This is a genomic window from Exiguobacterium sp. TNDT2 (assembly GCF_003331145.1).
Lineage (GTDB): Bacteria > Bacillota > Bacilli > Exiguobacteriales > Exiguobacteriaceae > Exiguobacterium.
Genome location: NZ_QLVE01000001.1, coordinates 276,245 through 297,529 on the forward strand (window position 1 = coordinate 276,245; position 21,285 = coordinate 297,529).

Annotated in this window: 23 protein-coding genes; 5 read left to right on the forward strand and 18 right to left on the reverse strand. The window is 50.0% G+C overall.

Annotated elements, in window-relative coordinates; all coding sequences use genetic code 11:
- Positions 1-101: 101 nt before the first annotated feature.
- From dnaB to DPV68_RS01535, 9 genes are all read right to left on the reverse strand, one after another.
- Positions 102-1,454 (reverse strand): replicative DNA helicase, encoded by a 1,353-nt coding sequence (dnaB, locus tag DPV68_RS01495; RefSeq protein WP_021067865.1) that lies wholly within the window; start codon positions 1,452-1,454, stop codon positions 102-104.
- A gap of 17 nt (positions 1,455-1,471) precedes the next feature.
- Positions 1,472-1,915, reverse strand: a complete 444-nt coding sequence (rplI, locus tag DPV68_RS01500; protein ID WP_034780320.1) for a 50S ribosomal protein L9 — start codon at positions 1,913-1,915, stop codon at positions 1,472-1,474.
- Positions 1,912-3,903 carry a DHH family phosphoesterase gene (locus tag DPV68_RS01505; protein ID WP_114165080.1) on the reverse strand — a complete coding sequence of 664 codons (1,992 nt, stop codon included), beginning with the start codon at positions 3,901-3,903 and terminating at the stop codon, positions 1,912-1,914. The genes rplI and DPV68_RS01505 overlap by 4 nt, the downstream gene beginning before the upstream one ends.
- 150 nt (positions 3,904-4,053) lie before the next feature.
- Positions 4,054-4,284, reverse strand: coding sequence for a 30S ribosomal protein S18 (gene rpsR / locus DPV68_RS01510; RefSeq protein WP_015880232.1), 231 nt, complete (start codon positions 4,282-4,284; stop codon positions 4,054-4,056).
- Positions 4,285-4,324: 40 nt separating this feature from the next.
- Complete coding sequence (ssb, locus tag DPV68_RS01515; protein WP_024371077.1) at positions 4,325-4,834, reverse strand: single-stranded DNA-binding protein; 510 nt, start codon at positions 4,832-4,834, stop codon at positions 4,325-4,327.
- A 37-nt stretch (positions 4,835-4,871) separates the two neighbouring features.
- Complete coding sequence (gene rpsF / locus DPV68_RS01520; protein WP_021067861.1) at positions 4,872-5,159, reverse strand: 30S ribosomal protein S6; 288 nt, start codon at positions 5,157-5,159, stop codon at positions 4,872-4,874.
- 130 nt (positions 5,160-5,289) lie between these two features.
- Positions 5,290-6,390, reverse strand: a complete 1,101-nt coding sequence (ychF, locus tag DPV68_RS01525; protein WP_114165081.1) for a redox-regulated ATPase YchF — start codon at positions 6,388-6,390, stop codon at positions 5,290-5,292.
- 152 nt (positions 6,391-6,542) lie between these two features.
- Complete coding sequence (locus tag DPV68_RS01530; RefSeq protein ID WP_114165082.1) at positions 6,543-6,746, reverse strand: DUF951 domain-containing protein; 204 nt, start codon at positions 6,744-6,746, stop codon at positions 6,543-6,545.
- Positions 6,736-7,674: a mechanosensitive ion channel family protein gene (locus tag DPV68_RS01535; protein WP_114165083.1), complete on the reverse strand. Its 939-nt coding sequence runs from the start codon at positions 7,672-7,674 to the stop codon at positions 6,736-6,738. Before DPV68_RS01535 ends, DPV68_RS01530 begins: the two co-directional genes overlap by 11 nt.
- Positions 7,675-7,843: 169 nt before the next feature.
- Here DPV68_RS01535 and yyaC point away from each other — a divergent pair, with 169 nt between their 5' ends.
- Entirely contained in the window at positions 7,844-8,470 is a 627-nt protein-coding gene (gene yyaC, locus DPV68_RS01540; RefSeq protein ID WP_114165084.1) for a spore protease YyaC, read from the forward strand.
- On the opposite strand, the gene DPV68_RS01545 is transcribed toward yyaC, so the two are convergent.
- The 5 genes from DPV68_RS01545 to mnmE all read right to left on the reverse strand — a co-directional run bounded on the left by DPV68_RS01545 (position 8,443) and on the right by mnmE (position 14,232).
- Positions 8,443-9,225, reverse strand: coding sequence for a ParB/RepB/Spo0J family partition protein (locus tag DPV68_RS01545; protein ID WP_114165085.1), 783 nt, complete (start codon positions 9,223-9,225; stop codon positions 8,443-8,445). The genes yyaC and DPV68_RS01545 overlap by 28 nt on opposite strands.
- A 45-nt stretch (positions 9,226-9,270) precedes the next feature.
- Positions 9,271-10,149, reverse strand: coding sequence for a nucleoid occlusion protein (gene noc / locus DPV68_RS01550; protein WP_114165086.1), 879 nt, complete (start codon positions 10,147-10,149; stop codon positions 9,271-9,273).
- Between the two features lie 80 nt (positions 10,150-10,229).
- Positions 10,230-10,946, reverse strand: coding sequence for a 16S rRNA (guanine(527)-N(7))-methyltransferase RsmG (gene rsmG, locus DPV68_RS01555; protein ID WP_114165087.1), 717 nt, complete (start codon positions 10,944-10,946; stop codon positions 10,230-10,232).
- A gap of 4 nt (positions 10,947-10,950) precedes the next feature.
- A complete protein-coding gene (gene mnmG / locus DPV68_RS01560) occupies positions 10,951-12,837 on the reverse strand; it encodes a tRNA uridine-5-carboxymethylaminomethyl(34) synthesis enzyme MnmG (protein ID WP_114165088.1) in 1,887 nt (628 codons plus the stop codon).
- 15 nt (positions 12,838-12,852) lie between these two features.
- On the reverse strand, positions 12,853-14,232 hold the full coding sequence (gene mnmE, locus DPV68_RS01565) for a tRNA uridine-5-carboxymethylaminomethyl(34) synthesis GTPase MnmE (protein WP_114165089.1): 1,380 nt from the start codon (positions 14,230-14,232) through the stop codon (positions 12,853-12,855).
- Positions 14,233-14,402: 170 nt separating this feature from the next.
- On the opposite strand from mnmE, the gene DPV68_RS01570 reads away from it, so the two are divergent.
- Positions 14,403-15,155, forward strand: coding sequence for a nucleotidyltransferase domain-containing protein (locus DPV68_RS01570; protein WP_114165090.1), 753 nt, complete (start codon positions 14,403-14,405; stop codon positions 15,153-15,155).
- 16 nt (positions 15,156-15,171) lie between these two features.
- On the opposite strand, the gene DPV68_RS01575 is transcribed toward DPV68_RS01570, so the two are convergent.
- From DPV68_RS01575 to rpmH, 4 genes are all read right to left on the reverse strand, one after another.
- On the reverse strand, positions 15,172-15,714 hold the full coding sequence (locus DPV68_RS01575) for an HdeD family acid-resistance protein (RefSeq protein ID WP_114165091.1): 543 nt from the start codon (positions 15,712-15,714) through the stop codon (positions 15,172-15,174).
- Between the two features lie 120 nt (positions 15,715-15,834).
- Positions 15,835-16,695 (reverse strand): membrane protein insertase YidC, encoded by an 861-nt coding sequence (gene yidC / locus DPV68_RS01580; protein WP_114165092.1) that lies wholly within the window; start codon positions 16,693-16,695, stop codon positions 15,835-15,837.
- Between the two features lie 108 nt (positions 16,696-16,803).
- Positions 16,804-17,151: a ribonuclease P protein component gene (rnpA, locus tag DPV68_RS01585; protein WP_114165093.1), complete on the reverse strand. Its 348-nt coding sequence runs from the start codon at positions 17,149-17,151 to the stop codon at positions 16,804-16,806.
- 165 nt (positions 17,152-17,316) lie between these two features.
- Positions 17,317-17,451, reverse strand: coding sequence for a 50S ribosomal protein L34 (gene rpmH, locus DPV68_RS01590; protein WP_015880216.1), 135 nt, complete (start codon positions 17,449-17,451; stop codon positions 17,317-17,319).
- 771 nt (positions 17,452-18,222) lie between these two features.
- Between rpmH and dnaA the strand changes: the two genes are divergently transcribed.
- The 3 genes from dnaA (at position 18,223) to yaaA (ending at position 21,284) form a co-directional block, all read left to right on the forward strand.
- The gene (dnaA, locus tag DPV68_RS01595; RefSeq protein WP_114165094.1) at positions 18,223-19,596 is read left to right on the forward strand and encodes a chromosomal replication initiator protein DnaA; all 1,374 of its coding nucleotides are present in this window, start codon (positions 18,223-18,225) and stop codon (positions 19,594-19,596) included.
- Positions 19,597-19,793: 197 nt separating this feature from the next.
- Positions 19,794-20,933, forward strand: coding sequence for a DNA polymerase III subunit beta (gene dnaN, locus DPV68_RS01600; protein WP_034780296.1), 1,140 nt, complete (start codon positions 19,794-19,796; stop codon positions 20,931-20,933).
- A 135-nt stretch (positions 20,934-21,068) separates the two neighbouring features.
- Positions 21,069-21,284 carry a S4 domain-containing protein YaaA gene (gene yaaA / locus DPV68_RS01605; protein WP_034780295.1) on the forward strand — a complete coding sequence of 72 codons (216 nt, stop codon included), beginning with the start codon at positions 21,069-21,071 and terminating at the stop codon, positions 21,282-21,284.
- Position 21,285 lies beyond the last annotated feature (1 nt).

Consider the following 21,285-nt stretch of genomic DNA (forward strand, 5'->3'; position numbering starts at 1 on the left):
CATTCAATCATGAAATTCTTCAAAATCAAGATCTATTTAGGTCTAAAGACTGACCAAAAAGACGACGTCTCATGACGTCGCCTACAGCGGAATGACTCGCCCTACATCGGCGGCGCAAAAGCTTGCGTCTCCATGTTGACGAATTTGTTGTATTCTTTTCGGAACGAGAGTTTGACCGTCCCCGTCGGACCGTTACGCTGCTTAGCGATAATGATCTCGATCGTGTTGGCGTCTTCACTCTCTTTGTCGTAATAGTCGTCCCGGTACAAGAACGCGACGATATCGGCATCTTGCTCGATCGCCCCGGATTCCCGGATATCCGACATCATCGGACGCTTGTCTTGACGGCTCTCAACACCACGTGAGAGCTGCGACAAGGCGATGACCGGTACTTGGAGCTCACGCGCAATCGCTTTGAGCGTACGCGAGATTTCCGAGACTTCTTGTTGTCGGTTCTCGCCTGGCTTTCCGTTTCCGACGATGAGCTGCAAGTAGTCGATCATAATCATGCCGAGGCCGTGCTCTTGTTTCAAGCGGCGGCACTTGGCCCGAATCTCGTTGACGCGAAGACCCGGCGTATCATCGATATAAATACCGGCTTGCGACAGGGACGACATGGCGAGCGAGAGCCGACCCCAGTCTTCGGCCTCGAGCCGTCCTGTCCGCAGACGCTGGGCGTCGATATTGCCTTCCGCACAGAGCATCCGCATGACGAGCTGCTCGGCGCCCATCTCCAAACTGAAGATGGCGACGTTCTCACCGGTGCGGACAGCAACGTTTTGTGAGATGTTCAAAGCGAAGGCCGTCTTCCCGACAGAAGGACGGGCCGCGACGATGATGAGGTCGTTGCGTTGGAAACCGGCCGTCATCTTGTCGAGATCGCTGAACCCGGTTGCAATCCCTGTGATTTCCCCGCTCGATTGGTGCAGTTTTTCGATCGTCGAGTAAGCGTCCGATAAGACAGAACCGATCGGATGGAAGCTCGACTGTCCTTTGCGTTGCGAGACTTTTAAAATGTTCCGCTCAGCGTCTGAGAGGACGGCATCGACCTCGTCTTGACGTTCATAGCCGTCCGAGACGATGTTCGTCGCGGTCCGAATCAATCGGCGGAGCGCCGCCTTTTGGTCGACGACGTTCAAATAATACCCGATGTTCCCGATGGCTGGAACCGCCTCGGCGATTTCCGCCAAGTAGTTCAATCCCCCGATCTCATCGAGAATGCCTTGGGCTTGAAGCTCCGAACTGAGCGTAACCAAATCGACGAGTTCGCCCCGGTCATTGATTTTCAGCATCGCCTCGAAGATCCGTTGATGGCTGACACGATAAAAGTCGTCCGGGTCGACCCGCTCCGAGGCCGTGATCAGCCGATCGGAATCAAGGATGACCGCCCCGAGGACAGCTTGTTCCGCTTCGACGCTATGTGGCGGGGTGTTGACTTGAATCGCATCACTCATACGTGTCTACCTCACCTTCACGCTTCTTGAACATGAACGTTTAACGAAGCCGTGACGTCATGATGCAACTTCACCGGCACTTTCGTGAACCCGAGCGCTTTGATTGGATGTTCGAGCTCGATTTTACGCTTATCGATTTTGTAGCCCATTCCTTTCAACGCCTCACCGATTTGTTTGCTCGTGACCGATCCGAAGACGCGACCGCCCTCACCTGACTTCGTCTTGACGACGATCGTCTCTTTTTCAAGCTTGTCTTTCAACTGTTGGGCTTGCTTCAATTCTGCTTCGGCCGCTTCTTCGGCGCGTCGCTCTTTCGCGGCGAACGCCTTCAAGTTACCCGGTGTCGCTTCGACCGCCAAGTTCTTTTTGAAGAGTACGTTCTTCGCGTAAGCGTCTGCGACGTCTTTGACGTCACCAGCTTTACCTTGACCTTTTACATCTACTTTTAAAATGACTTTCATTCAGAATCCTCTCCTTCTGTTTCATCTGTCATATAATGATCGATCGCTTCTTGTAATAACGTCTTCGCCTGTTCCCGGCTCACGTTCAATTGCGTCGCCGCGTTCGTCAAATGACCGCCCCCATCGAGCATCTCCATGATGACTTGAACGTTAACATCACCGAGCGAACGGGCACTGATGCCGGTTCGGCCGTCAGGTAAGACAGCGATGACGAATGACGCTTTGACGCCCTCCATGTTGAGGAGCTGGTCAGCGGATTGGGCAATCAACACTTGATGATGTACCTCGTCGTCCGAAGCGACGGCAATCGCCATCCCATCGGAATAAATATCCGTGTTTTCGAGAATATGGGACTGTTCGATATACGAATCGAGATCTTGGCGCATGAAGTGCTGGACGAGCACGGTGTCTGCCCCTTGAATCCGAAGGAAGGAAGCAGCATCGAACGTCCGCGACCCCGTTCGCAAGGTGAACCCTTTCGTATCGACCACCATACCCGCAAGGAGCGACGTCGCCTCTAAAATCGATAGCTTGCGCGTCCCGGCCTGATACTCAATCAGCTCCGTCACGAGTTCACACGTCGAGGACGCATACGGCTCCATATAGACGAGAACCGGGTCCTCGATGAACTCTTCACCGCGACGATGGTGGTCGATGACAACGACCCGCTCCGCGCGGTCTAAGATGTCCCGTGAAATGACGAGGGACGGTCGGTGCGTGTCGACGACGACGAGAAGCGTCTGTTCGTCGATGAGCGGTTGGGCCTCGAACTCCGTCAAGAAACGGCTATACAGCTCTTCATCGTTCTCGACTTCATGGACGAGCCGTTGAATGCCGACGCTCGTCTCGCCAGCCGGGATGACGACGTACGCCTCACGCCCGACAAACTCGGCCAGTTTCATGATGCCGATCGAGGCTCCGAGTGAGTCCATATCCGGATTTTTATGCCCCATGATGAGGACTCGGCTCGACTCGCGAATCAAATCGCGCATCGAGTTCGAGATGACCCGGGCTCGAACCCGGGTCCGTTTCTCGGTCGGGTTCGTCTTACCGCCGAAAAAGCGAACTTTCCCATTATGACGTTTGACGACGACTTGGTCGCCGCCACGTCCGAGCCCTAAATCGAGACTCGATTGCGACAAGTTCCCCAGTTCCGTCAGCGTCGTCTCTCCGCAACCGATGCCGATGGAGAGTGTGAGCGGAATTTTATGTTCCTTCGTCGCTTCGCGGACCTCATCGAGAATCGAGAAGCGATTGTTCTCAAGCTCAGAGAGCGTCCGTTCGTTCATGACGAGGAAGAAACGGTCGGCTGCCGTCCGGCGCATATAGATGTGATATTTTTGAGCCCATTGGTTCAAGAGGACGGTCACGCGTCGGTTGATTTCACTCCGCACTTGTTCATCGACGGCGGTCGACATCTCATCATAGTTGTCTAAATACAAGACGCCGATTACCGTCTGCGTTTCCGAGTACTTTTGTTCAATTTCTGCTTCATCAGTCATATCGAACAAGTACAGGGTTTGATACTCCTTATTGTAGAGGACCCGATACACGCGGTCCCCGACTTCGATGGTCGCTTCGTCCTCTTCTTCCTCAATCAACTCGGTGAACGCTGAGTGAATCGAGTCGATTGAAATCCCTAGTTCCATCTCGAGCTCGAAGATGAGTCGAGACTGTTCATTGAACCAGCTGATACGACGCGCTTCGTCAAAGACGAGAATCCCGATCGGCATGCCGGTGAGCGCCTCTTTCCCGACGTCTTCGATGCGATGCGACAAGGAATGGACGTATTGTTCCCACGCCTTACGCTCACGTCGAATCGTCACTTGCTGATAGATGAAAAAAATCAGCGTGCCCACGAACAGGGTGATTGCCGCCACAATGCTATAGAACGCCAATCCTAACGCGACGAGCAGTCCAATCACATATGGGACGGCGTGACGCGCGTACCGGTTCTTCACTGATGTTATTGCTTCACCACTGTGCATGTGTGCCTCCTAAAATGAGTGATATTCCACCCATGATGTCTAAATGGTTTCTGCTCTATCATATCATATCCGTCCGTTTCACTTACACTCCTACATCAGCTGGTAAAACAAAAAACGACCTATCCCAAGGGATAAGCCGTGTGTCAAAAATTACTCTGCAACGTATGGGAGCAAAGCCATTTGACGTGAGCGCTTGATAGCGACAGTAAGTGGACGTTGGTATTTCGCTGAAGTACCAGTCACACGACGTGGAAGAATTTTACCACGCTCCGAAACGAAGCGTTTGAGCAATTCTACGTCTTTATAATCGATATGAGTGATGTTGTTCGACGTAAAGAAACATACTTTACGACGACGACGACCTCCTGGACGACGTGCCATGTGAAGACCTCCTTTTTAGTTTAGTTTCGAATCGACGCGATCAAAATGGCAGATCGTCATCCGATAAGTCGATTTTTCCGCCACCCGAGAACGGGTCGGCTTCAAAACCTTTGTTTGAGTTCGAGGACTGAGATGAAGTCGAAGAAGCGGCTGCGCCCCATCCTGATCCACTTGACTCACCACCACCGAAGACATCTCCAGCTGGTGCTGTATCACGTTGCGTCGAAGCACCGCGTGGTTCAAGGAAGCGTACGCTATCGGCTACGACTTCTGCCCGGTAACGACGTTGGCCATCTTGACCTTCGTAACTACTGATTTGAAGGCGACCGTCTACGCCGGCCATGCTGCCTTTTTTCAAATATTGCGCCACGTTCTCTGCTTGTTTGCGCCAAACGACACAATCAATAAAGTCCGCCTCTCGCTTCCCATCTTGTCCAGTGAATGGACGATCGCAAGCGAGAGTAAAGCGAGTTACGGCAATCCCGCTCTGCGTGTAACGCATTTCTGGATCGCGTGTCAATCGACCAACTAACACAACTCGGTTAATCATCTCAAAGCTCCCCTTTCGCAATATGAAGCGTTAAGAATTAACGCTCGTCTTTAGTTGTCATTTGACGGACAACGTCATCAGAGATCTTCATGAGACGCTCTGTTTCTTGAATCGCTTTAGGCTCAGCAGTGATGTTGAGAAGAACGTAGTGTCCTTCGCGCATCTTGTTGATTTCGTAAGCGAGACGACGTTTACCCATATCTGTTGTTTTATCAACAGTACCACCGTTTTCAGTGATGACGTTGTTGAAGCGTTCGATTAAAGCTTTCTTCGCTTCCTCATCAACTGATGGACGGATAATGTAAAGAAGTTCGTATTTACGCATTATCTTTCACCTCCTCTTGGACTAACGGCTCCTACCGGTTGTAGGAGCAAGGAGCAAACAATTGTTTTACTCACGTCATAATATACTATCAAACTTCTGTTCATTTTACAATACGTTTCCGCAAAATGGCTTAAACGTTGAAGCGGAACGTGACCACGTCGCCGTCTTGGAAGACGTACTCTTTTCCTTCCGAGCGAAGTTTCCCTTGTTCTTTGACCGTCGTCATGTTGCCAGCAGCTGACAAGTCTTCATACGAGACGACTTCGGCTCGGATGAATCCACGCTCGAAGTCCGAGTGGATGACGCCCGCACATTGTGGGGCTTTCATGCCTTGCTTGAACGTCCAGGCGCGTACTTCTTTCTCACCCGCCGTGAAGTAAGTCGCGAGACCGAGCGTCGAGTAAGCGGCACGAATCAATTGATCGAGACCTGACTCTTCGATACCGAGGTCTTGCAAGAACTCAAGGCGCTCTTCTGGTTCGAGCTCTGAGATTTCTTCTTCGATGCGGGCACAGATGACAATCACTTTCGCCTCTTCTGTCGCCGCGTGTTCACGAACTGCTTGAACGTATGGGTTTTGATCGGTGTCGGCCACTTCGTCTTCACTGACGTTCGCGACGTAAAGCATCGGCTTCATCGTGAGCAATTGGAAGTGTTTGACGATGGCAAGTTGATCGTCTGTCAGCTCAGCGACACGAGCCGGACGCTCCGACTCGAGGACGGCTTGAACGATTTCGAGTGCCTCGAGTTCTTGAGGTGCACCCTTATCTTTCGACTTGACCATTTTTTGGACGCGCGTGATGCGTTTCTCGACCAACTCAAGGTCGGCCAAAATTAACTCGAGGTTGATTGTCGTGATGTCATCGATTGGTGAGACTTTACCTGCCACGTGCGTGATGTTGTCATCTTCAAAGCAACGGACGACTTGGCAAATCGCGTCGACTTCACGGATGTTGGCGAGGAATTTGTTTCCGAGGCCCTCTCCTTTTGAAGCACCTTTCACGATTCCAGCGATGTCTGTAAACTCAAATGCGGTCGGTACGGTCTTCTTCGGTTTGACGAGTTCCGTCAACCGGTCAAGACGCGCGTCCGGCACTTCGACGACCCCAACGTTCGGGTCGATCGTGGCGAACGGATAGTTGGCTGCCTCTACACCGGCTTGCGTGATAGCGTTAAATAATGTCGATTTCCCGACGTTCGGTAATCCGACGATTCCTGCTGTTAATCCCACTTGTATGTCCTCCTCATCCGGCTTTCCCGGGAAATGTTGATCCGTCTGTGGAGTGGGTACATTCAGTACACCACACCGTCACATCCTTCACAATTATAGTTAGTCCTCGATTAAACCGCAACTCACGGTTGTAACATAGAGAAGAACGCCACTTATTCAGCGGCGTTCTCTTGTGGAAGCACTTTTTTCAACCGCTTATCAAAATCTCGGCGTGGCATGAGTACACTCGCCCCGCATCCTTGACACTTGATGCGAATGTCCATCCCGACCCGAGTCACCTGCCAACGGTTCGTTTGACACGCATGCGGTTTCTTCATTTCTACATAATCGTTCAACTCATACGATTTAGCCTGCATTTTCGGGTGCTCCTTTAGTCGATGTGGTTGGCGGCATCATGACGGTCCGTGGATACGGGATCTCAATTCCGCGCTCATCCAGTCCGGCTTTCAACTCTTTATGCAAAATCCGGCCAGCCGCGAAGTGTTGCGTTGGTGGAACTTCGGCCATGAGACGATAGACGACTTCCGACGGTCCAAGCGACTGGACGCCGGCAAGCGTGATCGGCTCGATGAACAAATCGTGATACTTCTCTTCGACCGTCTTCGCAATCTCTTTCAACGCCTTCTCGACCTTACTCGAGTCTTCTTCATAGGCGACGCCGATATCGACGACCGCGACGCTGTTCTCGAGCGAGTAGTTCGTCACTTGCATGATTTGTCCGTTCGGGATGATCGTCACTTGCCCGTTCAATCCCTTCAACTTCGTCGTCCGTATCCCGACTTCGATGACGGTCCCATCGACTTGTTGGTTCAAATTGACGTAATCCCCGTTCTTATACTGATTTTCAAAAATGATGAAGGCACCGGTGATGACGTCTTTCACCAAGTTTTGCGCGCCAAACGAGATGGCGAGACCGGCGACCCCGGCCGATGCAATCAAACCGGCGATATTGACGCCAAACTGGCCGAGCACCGTCAAAATCATAATCAGCCCGAGCACATAACGAATGGTGTTTTGGGCCAGTTTCGACAGCGTCTCATTTTGCCGTTGGGCGACGATATTATCTTCTTTGATTTTACGTAATGCGAATACACGTTGAACCATCGACGTCAAAATACGTGACGCCACATAAAGTCCCAAAATGATGAGTGCGACACCCGTCAATTTGATGGCGAGGCCAATCCACATCTCTGTATCTTGGAAATAGGCGACGAACCGATTGACGTTATCAATCGTCTCATCGGCCACCGTACTCAAGTCTGTCTCTGTATTTTGTGAAGCCATTTTGTCACCTCTAAAGTTATAGATTCTAACCCATCAAACCATAATTGACGACTTTTCTCAAACCCTACATCCGGACGTTATAAGTTTCGATGTTCCGGGAATGGGATAATACGATGTCATTCCGCAATTGCAACTAGACGCAGACAGCTTAGAAGAGAGGATGAGATTCATGCCGTTTCGCCTAAAACCTCATAAACCATACTCTTTCTTTATCGAACATACCGAACGGAGTGGATCCAAGCTCTTTGCCGATCAACTACACGATCAGTTAGCGAGAGAGACGCATCGTCCGATTGTCCTCGTGTGCATCGGCTCCGACCGTTCAACCGGTGACTCTCTCGGACCGCTTGTCGGCACGTTCCTCGAAGAACGATCCGTCCGCAATATCCATGTCTACGGGACGTTGACGAAACCGGTCCACGCCTTGAACCTCGTCGAGACGCTCCATGAGGTACAGACACGATTTCACCGCCCCCTCATCATCGCCATAGACGCCTGTCTCGGCCGATTGTCTAGCGTCGGGTATATCTTCTTCTCAGAAGGGCCGCTCGCTCCTGGAGCCGGTGTCCAAAAAGAGCTCCCTTCGGTCGGTGAGTACAATATTAAAGCTGTCGTTAACGTGAGCGGCTTTATGGAAATGATGATTTTGCAGAACACGCGCTTACATCTCGTCTATGAGTTGGCCCGTTTCATCACCGACGGCTTCGCCGAATTCGACTCACGAATCGGACGGCTTCATCAAGAAGAAGCGGCCATTACTCGGCTACGTCAGTCTCGAGACGAATCAAAATCTTGAGGCGATAAGAGCGTCAACAGATGCTCCAAATCCTCTTGCGAGAAATACTTCAGTTCAAGCACGCCCCCTTTTCGACGCGGGCGAATCGATACATCCATTTGAAGACGTTCCGCAAGCACCGCCTCGACGGCTTCCACGTCGGCGTCTGAGCGCTTGAGCGTCTTTTTTTCGATACGTTCTTTTTGTAAGTAGCGCTCGAGCCGGCGGACCGTCCACTGCTCGGCGATGACGCGACGAGCAATTTGCTCCATCGCCTGAACCGATTTCATCCCTGTGATGGCACGGGCATGTCCCATCGTCAACTCACCGACCATGACCGCATGTTGGACCGCACTCGGTAAACGGAGCAATCTCAGGCTGTTCGTCACGTGACTCCGACTTTTCCCGACACGTTCAGCGAGCTGTTGCTGGGTCAATCCGAGCGTCTGCATCAACTGTTCGTAGGCGAGCGCTTCTTCAATCGCATTCAAGTCGGCGCGTTGGATGTTCTCAATTAAGGCGAGTTCCATGACGCGGTCCGAGTCGGCCGTGACGATTAACGCCGGGATGTCCGTCTTACCGGCTAACTTCGCGGCTTGGAACCGCCGTTCTCCGGCAATAATCTCATAAAACCCGCTCGCTTTACGGACGACAATCGGTTGCAATACACCGTAGCGTTCAATCGACTGCCTGAGTTCATTTAGCTTTTCCGGTTCAAACTGCTTTCGAGGCTGATTCGGATTCGGGCGAATGTAGTTGATTGAAATTCGTTCCATCCTGATTCCTCCATTTCATCTGATTGCTACAAAAAAAGCACAGGCTCACTGTTGTGGCCGTGCTTTTGGGATTCGAATCCGAATTTCCACAAACTCTTCTTCATCGACTTCCTCGGTTTGGACTTCGATGCCGGTTTTGCCAATCAAACTGATGGAGTCCCGGATCGTATTAATGGCGATTCGCGTGTCCCTGGCGAAACTTTTTGTCCGACGGCGTTGCTTTTTCGGTTTCCGTTTCTCTTCTTCGATTGGAGTCATCAAAAAATCGACGCGTTCTTCCGTCTCTTTGACGTTGAAGTCTTGTTCTAATATCTCCATGAGCACCTGGATTTGAAGACCGGACTCTTTAAGCGGCAAGAGTGCCCGGGCATGACGTTCATTAATTTGGCGGTTGCGCAAACATTGCTTCACATCTTCCGGTAGTTTCAACAAACGCAATTTATTGGCGATTGTCGACTGACTTTTTCCAAGGCTCTTTGCAAGCTCAGCTTGTTTCAACCCATTCATGGCGAGCAGACGATCATACGCTTCTGCTTCCTCAATCGGACTTAGCTGCTCCCGCTGCAAGTTTTCAATCAATGCCAAAGCAGCCGTCGTATCGTCATCCATTTCCCGAACAATAGCGGGAATGAATGACCAACCGAGTGACTTGACAGCTCGGAAACGACGTTCTCCAGCGACAATTTCGTAGCGGTCCTCTTCCGCCTTACGAACGATGATCGGCTGTAAAAGTCCATACTCATCAATCGTGACGGCCAATTCTTCGATCTTAGCCGGCTCGAATACTTTACGCGGTTGATAACGGTTCGGTAAAAGCGACGATAAAGCGATTTTTTGGACAGGATCACTCTCTTTAACTTCTACCAGCTCCATGACGGCTACTTTCGGTCGATTTCCGAGCAGTTTGGCAATTGTTTTCTTCAACGTCGGCACCCCTCTATGTAAAAAAATAAGCAGATTCCACTACCGGAATCTGCTTGTTGTTTCACGTGAAACACACTCACTCAGATTAGCGGCTCTTTCGCCGGGGTACCCGCTTTACGTGGATATTTCCCAGGCGTTTTTCGTAATTTATCTACAATTACGATATTACGCTCACTCATCTCTCCTGGCAATAGGAACTGGTGTGTCGTTTTTACTTTCCCACCGAGCACGGCCAAGGCGTTTTTCGCATCGACAAGCTCGTCGGAAACCTTCGCCGCTTTGAGCGCTACGAACGTTCCGCCGACTTTTGCGAGCGGTAAACAGTACTCGGCGAGCACCGTCATCCGGGCGACCGCACGGGCGGTTACGACGTCAAATTGCTCACGAAATTTTTTATTTTTTCCAAACTCTTCGGCGCGTCCGTGATGGAACGCCACACCTTCTAACCCTAGCGCGAGCGCGAGTTCGTTCAAGAATGTGATTCGCTTATTGAGCGAGTCGATAATCGTCACGTGAAGGTGCGGGAATAGAATTTTGAGCGGCAAACTCGGGAATCCTGCCCCGGCACCGACGTCACAGACGGTCTCGACGTTTGAAAAGTCGAAATGGAACGCCGCGCTGAGTGAGTCGTAGAAATGCTTCAAATACACTTCTTCCTTGTCCGTGATTGCCGTCAAATTCATCTTCTCATTCCACTCGACGAGCATCTTGAAATACAGTTCGAACTGAGCGAGTTGTTTCTCGCTCAATTCAAACCCTTCTGCCTGCAACGCCTCAATAAATTGGGATTGGTTCATCGTTTCACTCCACTGTCGCGTATTGTCCTTGCTCGATATAGACAAGAAGAATCGAGACGTCCGCCGGGTTTACCCCGGAAATACGTGACGCTTGTCCAATCGAGAGCGGACGCACTTGTTTTAGTTTTTGTTTCGCTTCCGTCGCAAGACCACCGATTGCATCATAATCGAGTTTCTCCGGAATCCGTTTTTCTTCCATCCGACGCATCTTCTCAACTTGCTCGAGTTGCTTCGAGATGTAGCCTTCGTATTTTACTTGAATCTCGACTTGCTCCGCCACTTCAAACGGCACTTCGATCGGAGCCGGTGCAAAGCGCGTGAGTGTCGCGTACGTCACTTCAGGCCGCTTTAAAAGAATACTGGCATGCGTCGCTTCTTTGAGCGGGTTCGCGCCAACTTCTTCGAGCACAGCGTTCACCTCAGCTGACGGTTTGATGACGAGTCCGTTGAGACGCTTCACTTCTGCCGCAATGGCGACTCGTTTGTCTTCCAGGTGGGCATGACGCTCTGGTGACAATAGACCGACCTCGTGTCCGATATCGCTCAAGCGAAGGTCCGCATTGTCGTGACGCAAAAGCAACCGATATTCGGCACGTGATGTGAGCAAGCGGTACGGCTCGTTCGTCCCTTTCGTCACGAGGTCGTCAATCAAGACGCCGATATACGCCTGTGAGCGGTCCAAGATGACTGGCTCTTTGCCGAGCACTTGGCATGCGGCGTTGATTCCGGCCATAATGCCTTGCCCGGCCGCTTCTTCGTAGCCGCTCGTTCCGTTGATTTGACCGGCTGTGAACAATCCGCCGACCTTCTTCGTCTCGAGTGTCGGCCAAAGTTGCGTCGGTACGACTGCATCGTACTCAATCGCATATCCAGGCCGCATCATCTCTGAGTTCTCAAGTCCCGGGATCGTCCGGAGCATTTGATGCTGAACGTCTTCCGGCATGCTCGTTGAGAAGCCTTGAACGTAAATTTCTTCCGTTTCGCGACCTTCCGGCTCGAGGAAGATTTGGTGACGCGGTTTATCGTTGAACCGGACGACTTTATCTTCAATCGATGGGCAGTAACGTGGGCCCGTCCCTTTGATGGCACCCGAGTACATCGGTGAACGATGCAAGTTCTCATCGATCAACTGGTGTGTCCGCTCGCTCGTATACGTGAGCCAGCACGGGATTTGATCAATCGGATTGAGGTCCGTCGACGTGTAAGAGAAGAGCGACGGATTGTCGTCACCCGGCTGAATCTCTGTCTTCGAGTAATCGATCGTCTTGCCGTCGATGCGTGGCGGTGTCCCCGTCTTAAAACGAACGAGTTCGAGCCCGAGTTCTTCTAAATGCTTCGACAATTCGACCGAAGGCATCTGGTTGTTCGGACCGCTCTCATACGACAATTCGCCGATGATAATTTGACCGCGCATGAACGTACCCGTCGTGACGATGACCGCTTTCGAGCGGTACTCCGAACCGGTATTCGTGACGACACCGGCGACTTTCCCGTCTTCGATGAGAAGTCGTTCGACGAGCGCTTGACGAAGCAATAGGTTCGGTTCGTCTTCAAGCACTTTCTTCATATGATTTTGGTATTGGAATTTGTCCGCTTGCGCTCGTAATGCGCGCACTGCTGGACCTTTTGATGTGTTGAGCATCTTCATTTGAATGTATGTCGCATCGATCGCCTTCGCCATCTCGCCGCCGAGGGCATCGATTTCGCGAACGACGATCCCTTTCGCGGGACCACCGATCGATGGGTTGCAGTACATGAATCCGACCATATCCGGATTCATCGTGAGCATCGCCGTTTTCGCGCCCATGCGTGCCGAAGCCAGTGCGGCCTCGATCCCTGCATGACCGGCTCCGATGACGATGACATCAAACTCGCCTGCCGTGTAAGCCATAGTTGTTCCTCCTTATTATTTCCCAAGACAAAACTGTGAAAAGAGTTGATCAATCAAACTTTCTTGAACAGTGTCCCCGTTGATCTCGCCGAGCGTGTCCCACGCCCGTCGTAAATCGATTTGGACCATATCGATCGGCAAATTCATGACGGCACTTCCGAGCGCCTCATCGATTTGTTCGATCGTCCGTTTGATGAGTTGAATGTGTCGTGCGTTCGAGATATATGTCATATCCTGTGATTCGACGCCTTTAGCGAAGAACAAGTTCGAGATCGCCTTCTCCAATGCGTCGATTCCTTCTTCTAATAAGAGAGACGTCGCCACGATCGGGCGACCTGCCGCTAGTTTCTCCAGCTTAGAAGAATCCATACTTTGTGGCAAGTCCGTCTTATTAATGATGATGATGGCGTTCATACCCGCAATCGCCTCAAACAAGGCCTCATCCTCGACAGTCAGACCTTCATGCCCGTTCAAGACGAGCAAAATTAAGTCCGCACCCGCGAGCGCCTTGCGCGACTTCTCGACACCGATCCGCTCGACGATATCTTCCGTCTCCCGAATCCCGGCCGTATCAATCAATTTGAGGGGAACGCCTTTGACGTTCACATACTCTTCGATCGTATCGCGCGTCGTGCCGGCGATTTCCGTGACAATCGCTTTCGTCTCTTGCACGAGCGTGTTCATGAGCGATGACTTGCCGACGTTCGGCCGACCGATAATCGCTGTCGCGAGACCTTCCCGCAAGATTTTCCCTTGTCGCGCCGTCTCGAGCAGTTGCTCGAGCACACGCTTCACTTCGCCCGCCTTGTCTTCGACGATGGCTTGGGTCATTTCTTCGGCGTCGTATTCCGGATAGTCGATGTTGACTTCGACGGCCGCAATCGTCTCAAGCAACAGTTGACGCAAGTCGCGGACGAGCCGCGACAGACGTCCTTCCATCTGTGACATGGCGACGTTCATGGCCCGATCCGTTTTGGCACGAATCAAATCCATGACGGCCTCTGCTTGCGACAAATCGATGCGTCCATTTAAAAAGGCGCGTTTCGTGAACTCGCCCGGTTCTGCCAAGCGGATGTCCGGTTGTTCAAGAATCAGTTCGAGGACACGATTGACCGCGACGATTCCTCCGTGGCAATTGATTTCGACGACGTCTTCTCGCGTGAACGTCTTCGGTGCGCGCATAATGCTCACCATGACTTCATCGACGACCTCGTCTGTGCCAGGACGTTTTAATTTTCCGTAATGGATCGTATGTGACTCCACTTCCGTCAAATCTTTTCCAGAAAACACACGGGACACCGTCTCGACGGCGCGGTCACCGGACAAGCGGACAATTCCGATTGCCCCTTCACCCATCGGCGTCGAAATTGCCGTAATCGTGTCAAACTCTAGCATCATCTTTCCCTCCCATACTTCTTACTACTTCCTTTATCTTATGCATAACGCACCTACTATACACGATATTTGTCTCAAACGAAAGAGTCCGACCTCTCGAGTAATGGTTGCATTTCGTTGAATTACTTTAGTACAATAAAGGAATATATTTCCATAGAGGACGTGATGAAATGCGACAGCAAGCTGCCATCGCCACATTGACTGACAGCCTCATTTCCGATCCGGATGTGCAGGCCATATTCTTGAAAGGATCGTTCGGGCGTGGTGAAGCGGATGAACATTCCGACGTCGACTTGTACGTCATGGTCGCCAACGATAGCCTGAATACGTTCTTGTCGCGCCGCCGCGACCATCTGGCCACGTACCGCCCGATTCTGCTCGAAGACGAAATCGATATCGTGGCCCCGCAACTGATCGTCGTCTATGATGATTTCTTGCATCTCGACTTCTTCACGGTGACGGCGGACACGTTGAACCATCAAGACACAATTACGGTGCTGTATGACCCAGAACACCGGCTACAACATCACTCGAGTTTACTCGCTTTGTCAGCTAAAGACTTGGACGGACACGTAATCGATGCGGTTTGGTTCTTTTTCCAATATACGAAAGCCCGCGATCGTGGCAACGATGTCTGGGCCGTCGAGATGCTCCGGCAAGGGATGAGTCATTTCGCTTATGCGCTCGCTGCTCACTATGAACCTGAACGAGCCGCGCTCGGGTTGAAAGACGTGGCCGCCCAAAAGCGGATTGAAATCCGGAGCTTCTATGAAGCGTTGACACCCGACCATCATCCCACAGCTGCGCGTTGGTATGTCGCTCGCCTTGAAGCCGAACGATCCTTCTTTGAGACGACGGATGCGTTCGAGCAGATTGGCCCCTTTTTCGATCATCTCATGGCACGCGAAAAAAGCCGCTCCTAATGTGAGCGGCTTTCGTTTATGCTTGCTGACGTCTCGAGGAGCGTAGGGTGAAGTAAAGAACCCATTCGATTACTCCGACGGCGATGAGAAAACCGCCTAACAATTGGAACAAGACGAGCAGACTATCGAACGGGTTCGCCAACATGAGTAACCCGATTCCAATCCATAACAGACTACTCAGCATGAAGTACATCCACCGATTGGCGATCGTCCGGCGAAATCCGACGGCCTGAATCAATCGGATGATCCCCCCAAACAAGAATAGAACGCCGATAAAGATTGGAAGCAGGCTTGCTAATGTTTCGGCGAAGAAAAAGACAATCAAGGCGATCAATAAATAGATGATTCCCATGAAGAAACCGGCTGGGAGACCGTCTCGCTTATGGCGCAACCCTTGAACGATGGCGACGAGACCGATGATGGCAAAATAAGCTGCGATCAAATAGACGATCGCGTCAAAAAAGACACGTGGATACAAGATGATGAGTAACCCGATCATCACGTAGAGCGCCGCTTGAATGAACGTCGACCGTTCCAGCCGTTTGATAAGCGTCTCCATCCTAAAGACCCCTTTCTGATTCGACGAATTCAACTACCTCTTTCTTTATTCCCGTATTCTGTCCCCATCTATCCAACACGACAAAAAAGGCTGTGGATTGTTTATCCACAGCCTCAACGTTTACTTACGTTTTTTCTTTTTCGTCTTCTTCTCTTCTTCTGCGAGTGCGGCACGTTCTGCTTCTTTCGCCGCGATCTTCGCTTCAGCTTGGACTTTCATCTTCTCACGCATCGGGAGCATGATTGCCATCGTCACGATGATTGAGATGATGTAACCGACGACCCAGTACATCGAGAGGGCTGCAGGAAGCGTGATCGACATGACGAAGATCATCACCGGGAAGATATAGAGCATCATTTTCAATTGCGGGTTCTGTTCTTGACCCGCCATTGAGATTTTTTGTTGTGCATACGTCAAGATTGCCGCGAGAATCGGCAAGATGAACGTTGGATCTGGCGCCCCGAGGTCGAACCAGAGAAACTGTGCTTCAAAGATTTCAGGTGTCCGACGAATCGCATCGTAGAACGCGAAGAGGATCGGCATTTGAATCAAGATTGGCAAGCAGCCCGCGAGCGGGTTGATTTGATACTCTTGATACATCTTCATCATTTCTTCTTGAAGCTTGCGTTGCGTCTCTTGGTCTTTCGAGCTGTACTTCTCACGCAGCTTGAGCATCTCCGGCTGCAACACTTGCATCGCACCCATACTCTTCGTCTGCTTGATCATAAGCGGTAAAATCAAGAGGCGAACGATAATCGTCGCAACGATGATCGAGTATCCGTACTGCCACGTCCCACCGATTAAGTAAGCCGCTTCTTTCAACAACCATGCCAATGGCCAAACAAAGTATTTCGACCAGAAGCCTTCCGTCTCAGCCGTGATCGGCTCTCCTTGGATCGTCGATGGGTCGACACAACCAGCCATCAACATGATGACGCCGGTCATGACGGCCAACAATCCTAATTTTAGCTTTTTGCTCATAGTTCCTCCTACGCTTTCTTTATCGATTCTTTTGTTTCATCACACGTCTATCGGTCAATCCTAATTAGTTCGCGTTATATATGAAAGAACGAGCTCGGATTGTTACGATCAATCGACTTGTCTCTGCTTCCAAACTTTAGCCCGTTTAAAGACGTGTTTCAAGCTTTCCGTCACTTCATCTTGTGCAAGGGACGTCGCAGGTTTGCGCGCAATGATGACGTAATTGTGCGGAGCCACGTTTGGTTCGAGCAAGCGAAGCGATTCACGCATCAATCGTTTCATCCGGTTTCGTTCCACGGCATTTCCAAGCTTTTTACTGACCGACAGTCCGACCCGGAAGTGCGCTTGATCCGCTTTTTGCGTGTAGACGACAAACTGACGATTGGCCACGGAGCGTCCTTCACGAAACACCGCTTGGAACTCTTCATTCTTTTGCAGGCGGTATTCTTTTTTCAAAATTCTCACTCCATCCTTCACTTCAAAAATCGTCAACTAACATCATACCATATCCCGTAGATTTCAACGAGGGCGAATCAGTTTTTTCCGTCCGTTTGTGTGCCTTCTGTGACGATATAAAAAAATTGCCCAAGGAGGATTCCTCGGGCAATCTCATGATCTGTATTAGACAGTCAAGGCTTTGCGGCCTTTACGACGGCGAGCTGCAAGAATGTTGCGGCCGTTTTTAGTCGCCATGCGTGCACGGAATCCGTGAACTTTCTTACGCTTACGGTTGTTAGGATTGAAAGTTGGTTTCATGGTTAAAGCACCTCCTCAAGGTTAACGCTCTATTAGCAAGTTATAGTTTCATTTAAGGCAGTCTTTAAGATTATATAAACAGTTCCCCAGATTGTCAATGAGTTTTCGTTAGGTTTTCCATTAGGGCGAAATCAATTGCCAGGGGAAGAGAAGACGATCTCTTGACGGCACGATTTAGAAGAAACGAAAGCAATAAGTAACATCAAGAATTAACAATCCTACAGTGACTTTTTTACAAACAGCTATCTTAAGCCATTTTATCCACATATCCCAAGAGTTATCCACACTTATATGTGAATAACTCTTTCTTTTTCAAGAAATTAAGCATGGCGTTTTTTAATTTTTCATTTTCTTCTCTTAAAAAAATATTCTTCTCCATTCCTTCTTCCTCTTTTGTGCATAACTTTTCTCAACACAACTTTCCTTACTAACAATTATCCACAACATATCCACAGTTTATCCACACTGTACACAGCGTGTGGATAACTACCTGTGGATTCTTTTGTCTATCTGTGGATAAATACCAAAAACCGTTGCCACGTCTATTTTATTTTGATAAACTGAATGTGCACAAACTTGTGGATGAACTTTTAGCAATTCCAAGATATACACAGGCTGTGGATAACTGTTATCCCCAACATCAACACCATGTGGATAACGTTATCCACAGTTTTTGTTCTCTGGGGATAATCCGAGTATCTACTATAGAATAGTGATTGTGTATATCGTGTGAATAAGTTTCGCCAACATGTGAGTAAAGGAGGCCTTTCATTGAAGAATGCTCGCGAGATTTGGAGAAATGTTTTATCTCTGATTGAAGAAGAGGAACGAACACCAAAAGCCAGCTTTGATATGTGGTTGAAATCAACAGAAGGAATTTCGTTGATGGGGACGACACTCGTCGTATCTGCACCGGCAAGTTTCATCGTAACTTGGCTCGAACGTCAGTACTTATCTTTGTTACAAGACACGATTGAAGAAGTAACAAACAATAAGCTTGAGATTCATTTTATCGAGGAGTCGCAAGCACACAAGTATGCACCTGCGGATGGATCGAAAGAAACGATTGCTGCCACAGAAATGAAAGAACAGCCGCTTCCAGTACTGCAAAAAGAGGAAGGGAGCCTCGGACAACTGAATGACAAATACATTTTCGAGACATTTGTCATCGGCTCCGGAAACCGGTTTGCCCATGCCGCCTCGCTTGCCGTGGCGGAAGCACCGGCGCGCGCTTACAATCCGCTCTTCATCTATGGGGGAGTCGGACTCGGCAAGACACATTTGATGCATGCGATTGGGCATTACGTAAAAGGGCAGAAGCCTGGCGCACGGATTGCTTACGTATCATCTGAAAAGTTCACAAATGAGTTCATCAACTCGATTCGTGATAATAAGACCGAAGAGTTCCGCAACCGTTATCGGAACATCGATGTCCTCTTGATTGATGACATTCAGTTCTTGGCGGGTAAAGAGCAGACACAGGAAGAGTTCTTCCATACGTTCAATGCGCTTCATAACGACCAAAAACAAATCGTCATCTCTAGCGACCGACCGCCAAAAGAGATTCCGACGCTCGAAGACCGCCTTCGTTCACGGTTCGAATGGGGACTGATCACAGACATCACACCGCCTGACCTCGAAACGCGGATCGCCATCTTACGTAAGAAGGCGACAGCAGAAGGGCTTGATATCGCAAACGACGTTATGCTGTACATCGCCAATCAAATCGACACGAACATTCGGGAACTCGAAGGGGCGTTGACGCGTGTCGTCGCCTACGCCAAACTCGTCGGTCGTCCGATTGATCCGGATGTCGCTGCCGAAGCGTTGCACAACATCATGCCGGTCCAAGAAGCGAAGAAAATCGTCATTCGTGACATTCAAGAGATCGTCGGTCGTCACTTTAATATTGAAGTCGATGAATTGAAGGCGAAGAAGCGGACGAAGACGCTCGCATTCCCTCGTCAAATTGCGATGTACTTGTCACGTGAGATGACGGAAAGCTCGCTTCCTAAGATAGGAGAAGAGTTCGGTGGACGCGATCACACGACAGTTATCCACGCTCATGAGAAAATTAGTACGTTACTCAAGCATGATCCAGAGATGCAAGAGACGATTCAGACACTAAAGAAGGCTTTGTCCTAACGTCTTATATTTCGCTGTGGATATCCTGTGGATAAACCCACATAGTTATCCACACGTTATTCACAGGCAGAATGGCTTAGTACGAGTGGTTTAAGTGACTTATCCCCAGTATCCACAGCCCTTATTACTATTATGACTTAAATAATACTATTATTATTAAACTATATGACTCATTTCACTTAGGAGGAATTATCCACATGCACTTAACGATTCAGCGAGATGTATTCATGCAAGCCGTACAAGATGTATCGAAAGCCGTTGCTTCAAGAACGACGATTCCAATCCTCACGGGATTAAAACTCGAGGCTCATGCCGATGGATTGACGCTCACAGGAAGTGATACCGAGATTTCAATCGAACGCTTAATCCCGATTGAAGAAGGCGGAATCGAACTCATTCAAATCCAACGAGCAGGCAGCGTCGTGCTCAATGCACGCTTCCTTGGCGAAATTGTTAAAAAGTTGCCGACGAATGAAGTGACACTTGAAGTGTCTCCAAACTTTATGACGCGGATTGAGTCAGGACAAGCCGAATTCCACTTGAACGGACTCGACCCAGATGAATACCCACGTCTTCCCGAGCTTTCAAGCGAGCGTCGTTTTTACTTGCCGGCTGATCTGTTGAAGACAATCATCCGCCAGACGAGCTTCGCTGTATCAGCACAAGAGACACGTCCGGTTCTTACAGGGGTTAACTTCTCAGCCGAAAAAGGCTTTTTGACGTGTGTCGCCACGGATAGCCACCGTTTAGCCCTCCGTCGGGCACGCTTCGAGACAGACAACGATTTGACGTTCCAAAACGTCGTCGTACCGGGCCGCTCATTGAACGAGCTCGCTAAATTGCTCGACCGCGAAGAGTTGCCAGTCGAGATCGTTTTGACAGATCAACAAATTTTATTCCGAATGAAAAACATCTCGTTCTTCTCACGTCTCTTAGACGGGGCGTACCCAGACACATCACGTTTGATTCCAGAAGAGTACCGGACAGCGGTCCGTTTGAACGCTAAAGATTTCTTGCAGGCAATTGACCGAGCCTCGCTGCTCGCACGGGCCGATCGCAACAACGTCATTAAATTTGTCGCGGAAGAAGCGACGACGGTTGAAGTTTCGTCCCACTCTCCAGAAGTCGGGAAAGTGTCAGAACGCGTCAGCATCCTGTCGCTTGAAGGGGAAGAGTTAAAAATTTCATTCAACTCTAAATTTGTGATGGATGCACTCCGTGCGCTTGATGCTTCAGAAATCGAAATCCAGTTTACGGGTTCGATGCGACCGTTCATCTTGCGTCCGGTCGAACAGGATAGCGTCCTTCAGTTGATCTTGCCAGTCCGTACGTCTTAAATCTGACGGAGCGGATTCGGGGATGATGAGGTGTTTCACCTTATCATCCCCGTTTTTGCCTTATTCGACGTTTTTCGATAAACTAATAAGTATGGCGATTTTTTGTACTAAGTATGAAAGAAAGGAAGTGACGACATGCAAAAAGTGTCGATTACAACCGAGTATGTAACACTCGGACAATTTTTGAAGTTGGCTGATATTATTTCAAGCGGAGGCCAAGCGAAATTCTTTTTAGAGGACGTTCAGATCAAAGTGAACGGCGAGGTCGATCAACGTCGCGGACGGAAACTACGGGATGGGGATACGATCGAAGTCGAAGGCTTCGGAGACTTCCAAATCGAGGGGAACTAAC